The organism is Paenibacillus xylanilyticus (assembly GCF_013359935.1).
Lineage (GTDB): Bacteria > Bacillota > Bacilli > Paenibacillales > Paenibacillaceae > Paenibacillus > Paenibacillus xylanilyticus.
Window position 1 is genome coordinate 61,277 of sequence record NZ_JABMCB010000203.1, and the last position, 12,723, is coordinate 73,999.

At 45.4% G+C, this 12,723-nt stretch carries 14 protein-coding genes and 1 riboswitch; of the genes, 10 read left to right on the forward strand and 4 right to left on the reverse strand.

The annotated features are described in order from the left end of the window. The first annotated feature begins 77 nt into the window (after positions 1 to 77). The 6 genes from HP552_RS31055 to HP552_RS31080 all read left to right on the forward strand — a co-directional run bounded on the left by HP552_RS31055 (position 78) and on the right by HP552_RS31080 (position 5,569). Positions 78 to 422 (forward strand): thioredoxin family protein, encoded by a 345-nt coding sequence (locus HP552_RS31055; protein ID WP_175399220.1) that lies wholly within the window; start codon positions 78 to 80, stop codon positions 420 to 422. A gap of 263 nt (positions 423 to 685) precedes the next feature. After that, positions 686 to 1,624 carry a COX15/CtaA family protein gene (locus tag HP552_RS31060; protein ID WP_175399221.1) on the forward strand — a complete coding sequence of 313 codons (939 nt, stop codon included), beginning with the start codon at positions 686 to 688 and terminating at the stop codon, positions 1,622 to 1,624. Between the two features lie 206 nt (positions 1,625 to 1,830). Then, positions 1,831 to 2,559, forward strand: coding sequence for a Cthe_2314 family HEPN domain-containing protein (locus HP552_RS31065; RefSeq protein ID WP_175399222.1), 729 nt, complete (start codon positions 1,831 to 1,833; stop codon positions 2,557 to 2,559). A gap of 129 nt (positions 2,560 to 2,688) precedes the next feature. Continuing rightward, a riboswitch (SAM riboswitch) is annotated at positions 2,689 to 2,830 on the forward strand. A 125-nt stretch (positions 2,831 to 2,955) separates the two neighbouring features. Continuing rightward, entirely contained in the window at positions 2,956 to 3,990 is a 1,035-nt protein-coding gene (locus tag HP552_RS31070; RefSeq protein ID WP_175399223.1) for a methionine ABC transporter ATP-binding protein, read from the forward strand. Position 3,991: 1 nt separating this feature from the next. Next, positions 3,992 to 4,651 (forward strand): methionine ABC transporter permease, encoded by a 660-nt coding sequence (locus HP552_RS31075; RefSeq protein ID WP_175399224.1) that lies wholly within the window; start codon positions 3,992 to 3,994, stop codon positions 4,649 to 4,651. Positions 4,652 to 4,732: 81 nt separating this feature from the next. Next, positions 4,733 to 5,569 (forward strand): MetQ/NlpA family ABC transporter substrate-binding protein, encoded by an 837-nt coding sequence (locus HP552_RS31080; RefSeq protein ID WP_175399225.1) that lies wholly within the window; start codon positions 4,733 to 4,735, stop codon positions 5,567 to 5,569. Between the two features lie 122 nt (positions 5,570 to 5,691). Here HP552_RS31080 and HP552_RS31085 read toward each other — a convergent pair whose 3' ends face one another. Then, a complete protein-coding gene (locus HP552_RS31085) occupies positions 5,692 to 6,693 on the reverse strand; it encodes a DUF2167 domain-containing protein (RefSeq protein ID WP_175399226.1) in 1,002 nt (333 codons plus the stop codon). Between the two features lie 202 nt (positions 6,694 to 6,895). On the opposite strand from HP552_RS31085, the gene HP552_RS31090 reads away from it, so the two are divergent. After that, entirely contained in the window at positions 6,896 to 7,678 is a 783-nt protein-coding gene (locus HP552_RS31090) for an SDR family oxidoreductase (protein WP_175399227.1), read from the forward strand. Between the two features lie 77 nt (positions 7,679 to 7,755). Here the strand turns inward: HP552_RS31090 and HP552_RS31095 are convergent, their stop codons facing one another. Beyond that, the gene (locus tag HP552_RS31095; protein WP_062324083.1) at positions 7,756 to 8,001 is read right to left on the reverse strand and encodes a NifU family protein; all 246 of its coding nucleotides are present in this window, start codon (positions 7,999 to 8,001) and stop codon (positions 7,756 to 7,758) included. An 80-nt stretch (positions 8,002 to 8,081) separates the two neighbouring features. On the opposite strand from HP552_RS31095, the gene HP552_RS31100 reads away from it, so the two are divergent. Next, entirely contained in the window at positions 8,082 to 8,336 is a 255-nt protein-coding gene (locus HP552_RS31100; protein WP_175399228.1) for a YuzB family protein, read from the forward strand. Here HP552_RS31100 and HP552_RS31105 read toward each other — a convergent pair. Continuing rightward, on the reverse strand, positions 8,333 to 9,394 hold the full coding sequence (locus tag HP552_RS31105) for an NAD(P)/FAD-dependent oxidoreductase (protein WP_175399229.1): 1,062 nt from the start codon (positions 9,392 to 9,394) through the stop codon (positions 8,333 to 8,335). The two genes, HP552_RS31100 and HP552_RS31105, sit on opposite strands and share 4 nt — an antisense overlap. 215 nt (positions 9,395 to 9,609) lie before the next feature. After that, entirely contained in the window at positions 9,610 to 10,716 is a 1,107-nt protein-coding gene (gene mqnE, locus HP552_RS31110) for an aminofutalosine synthase MqnE (RefSeq protein ID WP_175399230.1), read from the reverse strand. Positions 10,717 to 11,191: 475 nt separating this feature from the next. On the opposite strand from mqnE, the gene HP552_RS31115 reads away from it, so the two are divergent. Then, a complete protein-coding gene (locus HP552_RS31115) occupies positions 11,192 to 11,548 on the forward strand; it encodes a HesB/IscA family protein (protein ID WP_095361260.1) in 357 nt (118 codons plus the stop codon). 159 nt (positions 11,549 to 11,707) lie between these two features. Continuing rightward, a complete protein-coding gene (locus tag HP552_RS35875) occupies positions 11,708 to 12,586 on the forward strand; it encodes an acyltransferase family protein (protein WP_376769002.1) in 879 nt (292 codons plus the stop codon). Positions 12,587 to 12,723 lie beyond the last annotated feature (137 nt).

Below are 12,723 nucleotides of genomic sequence, written 5' to 3' on the forward strand. Positions count from 1 at the left end.
TGTGCTGAATATTTGACTTCCACTCGGCAATTTGCTTCACTAAGGATAAGACAAGGTACAGAAAGGAAGATGCTGTCATGGAACAGATTACATCCAAAAGTGCGTTTGATGTGGCCATTCAATCTCCTCGGCTTACCGTAGCGGTATTTAAGGCTGATTGGTGCGGGGACTGCAAGTACATTGATCCGTTTATGCCTGAGGTTGAGGAAAAATTTGCTCGTGATTTAACTCTGGTTGAGGTTGATGTGGATCAAGTGGGGACCGTTAGTGAGGAACAGAATATTCTGGGTATTCCGAGCTTTGTTGCCTATACGGATGGCCGGGAACTCGTTCGGTATGTGAACAAACTGCGCAAGTCGAGAGAAGAGATTGAGCAATTCCTGCAGCGCGCGGTTGAAGTGTACAACACAATCCATAAATGAGCATAATAAGCGCCGTTTCTCTTGAAAAAAGGGAAATGGCGTTTGTATTTTAAGCATTTTCGGGGGACAATAGCAAGGTACATAAGGAAGTGGTGACCTGTTGGTCAGTCTGTCGACAGACGTTAACATTTTGTCACAAAGCGAGGCGTCAATGACACTTTTATCCGGTATAATGAATTTAGTTGTGAAATAAGTGTCAAAGTATCGAAACAAGCGGAGAGATCGTTCTTCGCCATCTTAAACCAACAGCGGGTGAGAAAAAATTGAAGCACTTAACCTTGTTTAAATGGTTAACCGTATTAACTTGTCTTGTCATGTTTTTGGCTACATTCGGCGGTGGGGTCGTTACCAAAACAGAATCCGGACTCGGTTGTGGCACGGAGTGGCCTATGTGTAATGGTAAACTCGTTCCTGCACATACTGTAGCCTCACTGATTGAATATTCACATCGTGCGGTTAGCGCAATGGCAGGATTACTCTCCATTGCCTCATTTGTTGCATTCCTCCGATATGGCAAATCACGTCGTGATCTGCAATTGTTTTCATTATTAACACTGATTTTTGTTATTATCCAGGGAATCATGGGGGCCTTTGCCGTCGTCTTTTCCCAATCCTCAGCGGTTATGGCGCTGCACTTCGGATTTGCCCTGATCGCATTTGCCAGTTCCCTGATGATGGCTCTTGGCATTAGGCAGGAGGTACGTCATGGCGGCCTCGAAAGGTTGAACAAGTACCCTCGGGTCAGCAAAAACTTCCGCAACCTGGTATGGTTTTCAACCATCTATACGTATCTTGTGGTATACACAGGGGCATTTGTAAGTCATACCGACTCAGCTGGAGGCTGTTCAGGCTTCCCGCTCTGTAACGGCCAGATTGTACCTGAGCTGTCCGGTGGTGTAGCTGTAGCATTTGCTCACCGTGTAGCAGCAGCTTCCCTTGTTGTTGTGATTGCGATCCTGGGTCATTATGCGTATCGTAAACATCCGGATAACAAGGAACTTCGGGCCTTGGGCGTTTTGTCGGTTGTGCTCATTCTGCTTCAAGTCCTGATTGGGTTTGGCATGATGCTTACCATAAGCCGTCCAGAAGTGTATATGTTTGTAGCTTTGGCTCACATGCTCGATATTGCCGTATTGTTCGGTATATTAACCTATATGAGTTTCTTGGTGTACAAGCTACACCGGCCAGCTGATCGCTTCTAAAGTTATTGGATCATTGGTTCAAAACCTAAAAACTGCAAAGTCCACCATCCAGTGATGTACATCATTGGACAGGTGGACTTTGTTTGATGTACGGCGGGGCAGGGCACCCTAATACAAGCAGCGGTCACACGTTTACTCTGATTCCGATTAGGTTTAATATTATTAATCATCTTATTGATCAGCAGAGTGGAAAGAGGAGGCTGTATATGCTGCGAACGTTGCTGGGTGAATTGCCGCGTCAGAATGAAGGCGTATTGGAGGAAGCCATCGAGTCGATGGTGGAGACGCTTGAACTTCTACAACGACAGTTGGACCTGAATCAGGATCCGACTCACGATTATCGAAAACTGTATGTCTGGACACAGGGCTTGATCTCCTCACTGGATGAGCTGGAGCAGAGCTATTTTGCTGCATCCCACTTTCGGAAAAAGGTGAAGGCGGGTTCCACCGATGATATGACCATTGAGGAAAAGGCGGAATACGCTCGTTATGTATATTTTTATAAGGATGGGTTTATCCGGTGTTTTGCGATTCTGGATAAGACAGGCACGGTATTGAATGAATTATTTCAGTTAAACACGTCCAAAGTGAAGTCCCATTTCTCCTATTTTACCGTCTTAAGACAGTTTGGTTATGCCAAAATGCATGGAGACCTTGCTGTTCGATTGATCAATATCAAGGATGCCTACCGGGAGCCAATGAGCAAGCTTCGCAAACGACGGAACATGGAGATTCACTACATGAACTCCGAGATGCAGGATGACCTTTGGCAGCTTCACCAGACATTGCAGGGCAAAGTAAAGCTGGAGGATCTGGATCAGCATCTGGATGAATTGCGCCAGGGCGTTGATATGGTTTGCGAAACGCTAAAGGAGGCTTATGGTTACATCAACAAGATGTGGCACAAGCAAGGAGTGTCCGAACTTGCAAAGTAAATCAGGTGTAATATTTACCTTTGACAAAGCGGAATACTTGGATTATACTGAGTTTCTAAATTAAACGTTACATGGAATTAATATGTGTAGCTATTTAAAATTTTACCACTGAACTTATAAATTTCATATTTCTTATCGAGAGCGGCGGAGGGACAGGCCCGATGAAGCCCGGCAACCGATTTATAATGACATGACAAGCCAGTCATACTTTATAGATGTTAGGTGCTAATTCCTACAAAATGGTGCAAAGCACGATTTTGGCAGATGAGAAGGTACATTCTTTCATGTGAAGAGCCCTTTTTGTTTCTGCAAAAGGGCTCTTTTTTATACGCCAGAGGGGAGTTTTCCTTTCATTCGGGTAAAGATACATGTAGGCGGTGGGAAGGAGAAGTCATATTGATTGAATTAAAGGGATTAACCAAGACGTACGGCAGAGGTACAAAACAAACGACAGCACTAGCCGATTTGGATCTGAACGTCGGCAAGGGTGAAATATTTGGAGTTATCGGACACTCCGGTGCAGGGAAAAGTACATTGATTCGATGTATCAATCTGCTTGAAAGACCAACAGCTGGTGAGGTATGGGTGGATGGTGTGAACCTTACAGCTCTCAGCAAAACGGAGCTGCAGCAGCAGCGACGCAAGATTGGCATGATATTTCAGCACTTTAATCTGTTATCTTCAGCTACGGTATATGACAATGTTGCTTTCCCATTGAAGTTGGTTAATACGCCTAAGGCTGAGATTGACCGCAAAGTGAAGGAGCTGCTCGCTCTCGTTGGCCTGGAGCATCATAGCAGCAAATATCCTGCGCAGCTGTCAGGGGGACAGAAACAGAGAGTAGGCATCGCCCGCGCACTTGCCAGTGATCCGGCAGTTCTGCTCTGTGACGAAGCGACGTCGGCGCTTGATCCCCAGACCACGGCTTCGATTTTGAAGCTGCTGATGGATATTAACAAGAAATACAATCTGACCATTGTTCTGATCACCCATGAAATGCATGTCATTCAGAGCATCTGTGATCAAGTTGCTGTCATTCATCAGGGAGGAATCGTGGAACAAGGCCCTGTAACGGATGTCTTCCTTAAGCCGCAGCATGCCATTACGCGTGACTTCATGCAGCGTGACCACGAGTCAGAGCTTTTATTGGAAGAGGCTGCCCTGGCACATGCCGGTGGAACGGCTCAGCAGGACGGACGCTCACAGCTGGTCAAAATCTCATTTTTGGGCGATAAAACATATGAAGCCATTCTGTCCAGAACCGTTCGTCAGACCGGAGTGGACTTCGCCATTCTGCAAGGAACGATCTCGAGAATTAAACAGATTCCGTATGGACAGTTAACCGTTCGTTTTGAAGGCGATGCGGAAGCGATTGGTCGAACAGTGCATGAATTGAATGAGCAAGGGCTTGATGTGGAGGTGCTTCGTTAACATGGATTTTTCATCTGTACGCTGGGGAGAGATCGGCAAGGCCTCCATTGAAACATTGCAAATTTTGGGAGCGTCCGGTTTGTTTACCATCATTATAGGATTGCCACTGGGTGTCCTGCTATTTATGACAGCGAGATCGGCTTCCGTTCAGTCACGTATTTTCTATACCGTGTTATCCATCGTTGTTAACATTCTGCGGTCGGTACCGTTCATTATTTTGATCGTTGCCCTTATTCCGTTTACACGTTCACTGGTCGGTACAGCCACAGGTGTACTTGGAGTCATCCCGCCACTTGTTATTGCAGCTGCTCCTTACTTCGCAAGGTTGGTTGAGACTACACTTCGTGAAGTGGATCGTGGAGTCATTGAGGCCGCTCAGGCGATGGGGGCATCAACTGGACAGATTGTAAGGCGCGTACTGCTGCCTGAGGCGCTGCCTGGTCTGCTTGCAGGGATTACAATTACGATTGTAACGTTAGTATCTTATACGGCGATGGCCGGCATGGTCGGCGGTGGTGGACTCGGTACACTTGCCATTAACTATGGCTACTTCCGTTACCAATATGAAATTATGATTATTTCAGTCGTATTCATGGTCATTCTGGTGCAAGTTCTGCAAATGTTTGGCGATCGACTCGTTAAATTGTTCACCCGGAAATAACACATATATAGCATTTTGCATCCAATCCATGCTGGACGAATGCAAAGATGCAACAAATTTATTGGAGAAGGGGTTTTACACATGAAAAAATGGTCTTTTGCACTGCTCAGCCTGATGCTGATTGCGGTACTTGCTGCATGCGGAAACAACAAGGATTCAGACAGTGGGGCAGATAATGAAGCAGGTGCACCGCGTACCGTGGAATTGAAAGTCGGAGCTTCACCAACACCGCACGCTGAAATTCTGGAAAGTATCAAACCTGAGCTGGAAGCTCAAGGCATTCGTTTGCAGATTGTAACGTTCAATGACTATGTTCAGCCGAACCAACAGTTGGCAGACAAACAATTGGATGCAAACTTTTTCCAACATCAACCTTACCTGGACACAGAAAATAAAGAACGTGGTTTTAACCTCGTTAGTGTAGCAGCTGTCCATGTTGAACCTTTTGCTGGTTACTCCAAAAAGATTAAGTCTTTGGATGAGCTGCAAGACGGCGCCAAAGTAGCGATTCCCAATGACCCATCCAACGGTGGACGTGCATTGCTGCTGCTCGCAAAGGAAGGGATCATTACCCTGAAAGATAACACTAACATCGCATCCACGATTCAGGATATTACAGCCAATCCGAAAAACCTGGAGATTATCGAGTTGGATGCAGCCATGATGCCACGTCAACTGGATGAAGCCGATCTGGTATTCATCAACGCTAACTACGCGCTTGAAGCCAATTTGAACCCGGAAAAAGATTCTTTGCTTATTGAAGATCTGCAAGGTAATCCATATGCCAACATTCTCGTTGCCCGTGAAGACAACAAGGATGCAGATGCGATCAAGAAGCTGGCGGCAGCCCTGAATTCCGAAGCGGTTAAAACGTTCATCAAGGAACGTTACCAAGGTGCAGTTGAACCTGCGTTCTAAGTCGCATAAAACTTGCTTAAAACGTATTTGAATAGTATACGAGAAAAACCGAGCATCTCTCTCTGAGAATTGCTCGGTTTTTTTGTTGCTCCCAGAATGTCCAGAGGCTTTCTTCTGTACGTTCAATTGTTATTTTTGTATGTATCGGATGTTTTCTCCGATTTACGATAGTAGGATAATTCATTCTGGTCGGCGTATTGCTGCTCATCTGCTTCTTGCAGAAAGGCTTTTTCATTGGGAGACAACATGTCATCCTCCAGTCCTGATTTTTTCCGTCTGTATTTAAGCCATAAGAATATGCCAACAAGCAAAGGGACAATGACGTACCATCCTTTTTTGAACAAAAGCAATATGCTAAATTTCTGCCCAGCCGTGTAACCGATACCGCCTACTAGTATGCTTTTAAGCCCCACAGTGGATGTTTTGTCAGTGGAGGCATCATAATCCTCATAGGTGTGACCGGCATTTACATTAAGTTGGTTAAGGACCGTGTCTTCAAATGCCCGACGATTCTGTTCAAAGTCAGGTTTCTCTGTCACGAGAATGGCGGCGATGTATCCTTCACGTGTCAGCATCTTTACATTGTAATTGACCATAGCCTTCTCAGAGGCATCTTTGAAACCAAGAGAGTAAACCAATTGATGCTTGGTACGGTCATACGTCGGTTCGATTTCCCACCCCGTAATATACGTTTTATCTTCAGAAGCTAGTTCCCTATTTTCTTCTTCTGTGCCTCGGATATAACTGCTTAACAGTTCTTCGGCATCCAGATTTGGATCACTATCATTAATATGACCTGTTTTCACGTACTCGAACACCACATACCATGAGCCCGATTGACTGGTGCTGTAAAGACTTCCGATCTCGTTCCCATTAGGTTTAGAACCCATATTTAGCATAGAACGTTGGGTATTGGCCTTATCCAAATAGGAATGATTTTCGGACAATTGAAGAGATGCCTTGTTATCCAGGGACACCGATGCTGGACCGTCAACCCAGTCATATTCATAAGGCGATTTGGTGGTTTCACTTGCTGCAAGCGTCGAAGTGGAGAACACATGCGATAATGCAATAAGTAGCAACAGTGCGAGTAAGAAAACAAAGCCTCGGTTTTGATTTTTCATTTCGAGATCCTTTCGAGGGGGATGTAGTTTGATCAAACCTAAACGATGTAAGGACTAAATGACAGTAACATAAGAGTGTAAATAACAGCAAGATATTTTTGGATAAAAAGGGTTTTATTCCCTAAAGGGGCATGCAAGTTGTGAGGGGCGGATAAATATTTTATACTGGATGAGTGACTGCTCTTTGAAGAGGGGGATGGACGTGAAGGGAAAGATTGCCCTCATAACGGGAAGTGCCAAAGGCCTTGGGAAAATGACAGCCCTTAGTCTGGCAGATCAGGGATGCCACATTGCCTTGAATTACGTGCATAGCCAGATCGAAGCCGAATCGCTTCAGGCTCAGATCACAGCCAAAGGAGTGCGCTGTATTGCCGTTCAAGCTGACATTTCCAAAACAGAAGACATCGCCATGCTGGTAGAACACGTTGAAACTGAGCTGGGGAGTATCGATATTCTGGTGAACAATGCGGGTCCCTTTGTTCGTGAACGGCGGTTGTTTGCAGAGTATACCGAGGCAGAGGTTCAGATGCTGGTGCAAGGCAACCTGCTGGGACCCATGCTCCTGGATCATCGTGTGCTGCCAGAGATGAGACGCAAAAAATGGGGCCGGATTATTCATTTTGGCTTCAGTCACGCGGGAGAAGCACGTTCCTGGCCTCATCGTGCAGTGTATGCTGCTGCGAAGGTAGGACTGGTTTCTTTTACGAAGACACTCGCTGTTGAGGAGGCACCTTACGGCATAACCGTAAATATGGTTTGTCCGGGTGATATCCGGGGTGCCAACAAGGAAAAAACCATTGATGAAATGGCAGGCATAACCGATCAGGAAACGCCGCGGGGGCGTCCCGGCAGCGGTGAAGATATTGCACGGGTGATTACGTATTTGTGTCTGGATCATTCGGATTTTATAACAGGCAACATCATGGATGTATCGGGCGGGCTCGATCCCATTCGTCCTACCATTCAGCGTGAAGAGGGACAATAGACGGGATATGCACAAAAAAGAGCCCTCCGCTTCATGTGAAGCGAAAGGCTCTTGAGGTTTATTTCGTGAAGGATTGATTAGAATACTTGTACGACTTCTTCGACACCGTCAACTTCTTCAAGAAGGGCGCGTTCAATCCCGGCTTTTAAGGTAATGGTGGAGCTTGGGCAGCTGCCGCAGGCACCGACCAGTTTCAGCTTAACGATGCCGTCCTCCACGTCGACCAGTTCCACGTCACCGCCATCGCGTTGCAGGAACGGACGAAGTTTGTCAAGCACGTCAGATACCTCATCATACATGGTGCTTTGTGCGTTTTCGCTCATATTTTTCAACTCCTTTCCTCTATATATTATATTACAATTGGCCGTAAATTAAAATGGTCAAACAAAGCAGGTGAACCTACATGAGACCGATTATTGAATTTTGTGCCAACAATATGCATTTTGGTACAGATGAAGTCATGGATCAACTCGAAGAGAATCCGGACTATGATGTGATTGAATACGGCTGCCTCAGCAACTGCGGCCAATGTTACATGACTCCTTTTGCACTAGTTAATGGTGAAGTTGTCATCACAGACAAAGTGGAGGATTTATATAACGCAATCCTGGCCAAAATTGCCGAAGCCGATGCCTGGAACGAGTTGGATCTCGACTAACCGAGATGGCGCTTCGACATCCAGAGCACGCCGCTTTTCAGAATACGAGGCACACGTCCCATCATGGACGTTTTGCCCATCAGCCCAAATCCAGCCTTCTTGCCGAGTGCGCCGAGCGTGCCACGAAGCTTGAGTGGCTGCGGATTGGGCTTTTCGCCTTTCCAAAGGGCATGCTGAATATGAGCGATCTGTTCACCCTGTACTTCTGCAGCCTGACCGCTTGGTGCATAAGGTACACTCGCACAGTCACCTACTACATAAACATCCGTATATTCGGGAATTTGATAATACTCGTTCAGTACAACCCGGCCCTGCGGGTCTTTGGTCACATCCAGATCTTGTACTACTTTTACAGGCTGAATACCGGCAGTCCATACGACTGCATCAGTTAAGATCTCTTCATCCCGGTTGAAAATGGCACGATCCTCAAGGCGGGAAATGGCGACATGTCCACGTGTCTCTACCTGATGTTCATTGAACCACTCATGCACGTAAGCGGACAAACGCTGTGGGAATGCAGATAATACACGCTCGCCACGGTCCAGGATACTGATGTTCAGATCTGGTCTGCTCTCTCTCAGTTCGGCTGCCATTTCGACACCGCTCAATCCACCGCCAACAATATGCACGTTTCCGTAAGCTTTCACTTCGTTCAGACGGAGATAGGTTTCCCGTGTTTTGCTAAAACTCTGGATCGTACAGCTGTATTCTTCCGCTCCAGGTGTATTGTGGAACCGGTCTGTACAGCCAAGTCCAATAACGAGCTTGTCATATTCCAGAGGATCCTGGCCTTCAATTTCAATCTGACGCTGGTCCAGGTCAATTGAAGTGACTTCACCGTAACGGTGAGTGACTTTTTCATGTACTGGAAATTGGATGCGCAGATCATAGTCGGATACGGTCCCTGCTGCGAGTGCGTAATATTCAGTCTTCAATCCCTGAAAGGGGCTGCGATCCACCAACACGATTTGTGTATCTGACGGAATTTTGCCTTCCAGAAGTTCTTTGATAATTGTGAGGCCACCATAGCCGCCTCCGAGAATGACGAAATTTTTCATGACTCGGCTTCCTTTCTGCATCAGTCCCGTGTGAGCGGGGCTGTAACCTGCGGAGCAGCTATGTTTTCACATAGCTGCTCCTTATGATTTATTTTAATTATTATATCGAAAATTCAGGACTTTAAAATTAGAGGTATTATACAAATATGGTGCATCGATTCGAATAGCGGCTCTCCTTGTGGAATGAAAGAAGCGATCGAGGCGATGCAGCAGGTTTATTCGTATACTTGAATTTCGTTGTAGAAGGTATCGCGTTCCACTGGAATGCGTCCAGCGCCCTTAATGAGCCAAATGAGCTCTTTGCGAGTGAGGCCTTCAGGCGTTAATGCACCTGCGGCATGACTAATCCGTTCGCGAACGATGGTGCCATGGGCATCCGAAGCGCCGAATCCAAGAGCAACTTGGGTCAGCTGTGGACCGATATTGATGAAGTATGCTTTAATGTGGTCGATATTATCCAGCATGAGGCGGCTAATCGCAATGGTTTTAAGATCCTCGTATGCCGAGTTGCGGCGCATAATGCTGGCATTTTTGCTCTTAGGCTGCATGGAGAGCGGGATAAATACCATGAAACCGTTGGTTTCATCCTGAAGCTCACGAATTTGCACCATGTGATTAACACGATCCTCATACGATTCGATTGATCCATACAGCATTGTTGTATGTGTACGCATACCCAGAAGATGAGCGGTACGGTGTACCTCAAGATAGCGATCCACGTTTGCTTTGTCGACACGCATTTTTTTGCGGTATTCGTCCGACAAAATCTCGGCGCCGCCACCAGTCAGTGATTTCAGGCCTGCTTTTTGCAGCTCCTGCAGCACTTCCTTAATGCTCAGACCGCTGATCCGGGTGAAGAAATCAATTTCTGCAGCCGTGTAGGCTTTCAGCGTAACATCCGGATATTTTTCGTTTAAAGCACGCAGGGAATCGACATAATATTGAAAAGGAACATGATTGTTATGTCCGCCGACAATATGGAACTCGCGCACGCCTGGATGAATATGCTGTTCCACATAGTCGATCATTTCTTCTCCGGATAACGTGTAGGAGCCTTCTTCACCCTGGTCTTTGCGGAAATTACAAAAAGCACAGTGTGCTTCACATACGTTCGTAAAATACAGGCTCATGTTTTCGATAAAATACACTTTCTTGCCGTTCTTGCGCAGGTTGGCCTCATTGGCCAGCTGGCCCAGAGTCAGCAGATCATCTGTTTGATACAGATAGACGCCATCTTCTACGCTCAGCCTTACGCCGTTCTGCACTTTCTCAACGATTTCGGCCATTCTTTTGTCTGTGAACGGTGTTACCAATGTAGACATTTTGTTTCCTCCTGTTCTTAACCGGACCAGAGTTGAATGTAGGACTTGCTTACAGAACTACATAAAAAAGATGCGGTCATCTGCCGCCTCCTTATAAGGAACTAACTCTTAATTACCCGGTGCAGCGTATGCTGCATGTGTAAAGCTGAATTTTTTTTTAAAGTTTTCGCATCATGGATGTAAAATCTAAAAGTGAGTCATATGACTCTATATGCATTGGGGACTGCGCTGCAGTCTCGAAATGTGAAAAAAATTACAACTCCATATATGAGCAACATCTGAATAAGTCATGACAAAATATCGACATTTCAGAGCGATCACCTATTCATTATAAACCTCGTGTCCCGGGGGTTCAATACACTGGGAAGAAAAAGGAGGAAAGGAGAACACGGAAATAGGGTAAACATGTCTTGAGCCTCTTGACGGGGTGGAGTATAATTTAAGGAAGAGTTAACGAAAAGGAGAGTGACCTGGCATGATTAACATCAGCGAAACAGCTGCCGAGCGATTGAAAGAGATGCTTTCACAGCAAGAGACACCTGATATGTTCCTGCGTCTGGGCGTAGCACCGGGTGGTTGCACCGGATTTTCGTACGCCATGGGCTTTGATGATAAAGAATCCGATGAGGATATTTATATGGATATTCACGATATGAAGGTTGTAGTCGAGAAGGAGAACCTGAAATATCTGAACGGTCTGGAAATTGACTTTGAAGAATCCGGCATGTCCGGTGGCTTCACCATCCATAACCCGAATGCGGTTGCGACATGCGGCTGCGGATCTTCCTTCCGGACGAGAGAAGAAGCTGGGGTACCGGATAAGGATTGCTAAAGCTACCATGGTTTGACGCGGTTATTTAACCATAGAATGAACTATTAAGATCAAGGCCTCTATAGCGTGTTAGTCTCGGACTAATTACGTTATAGAGGTCTTTTTGTCATGTTCTTGAGTTTATGCAAAGTATAGACTTTGAAAAATAAAAAAAAATTCTTGTGGAAGCGTGTTAGGTACATCCTGGTTCCATACATAACGATGGCAGTAGTCTACGCCTTCTATAGTTTGATCAGATCAGGAGAACTAACGCCCGCTGCCCTAATTGTAAAAACTCTTAGAAACATTGTTGTAGCTGATTATATTGCTTACTTCATTATTGTTATATTTCAATTCTATGTCTTACATATGATTTTTACGAAGTATTTGCAAAAGACATCACCCAAGCTCATGATACCTCTGTGTTTGATGGTTAATCTAATCTACCTCGGCTTTTTCAACTTTGTTCCCCCTCTTCATTTTATTCCTAGTGCGGAATATATATGGACCCGCTTGTACTGGGTGCCGTTCCCTGGTTGGTTATTTTATTTCTCAGTAGCGTACTATTGTGGAAGAAACCATGTTGTTTTCAAAGAGTTTCTAAATCGAAATATAAAATGGCTCATTTTCTCCCCTATAGTCACGTTCCTTGTCATCTTGTTCTTACGATTTGGGGAACTGTTACCCGAAGCAAACTCAAAACGAGTGGACATCTTGTTTTATACGATAAGTGTAATTTTCGTTATGTTTTATTTTACTTCAAAAATAAAACAGATACCTTGGATTATTGATCTAGTAAGCCGGTATTCATTTGGTATCTATTTATTACACTTGATGTTCGTACAGAACTTCAGCGAAATGTTTGATGGGCTAAACCCATTGATCAATATCCCGTTGACTTTTGTTATAAGTATTAGTGCATCCATCTTACTCACGTACTTGCTGCATAAATTGAAAATTGGAGGTTACTTCGTGGGCAAGATTGGAACTAAGTTTACAAGAACACAAGAAGCGGGCAAGCAGAGTGAGACCTGGGCTGAAACTCAAATAAAGGTTTGAAAGGCATCTGCCCTCGAACTTTTCATCCCTAATCCCGGGTTAATAATCTGAATAGCAGACAAGAGCGGAAGCTGGGTACCGGATCAGGATTGCTAACACTACAGAAAAAAAGAATAAATAAAGCGCAGTTCTGGTAG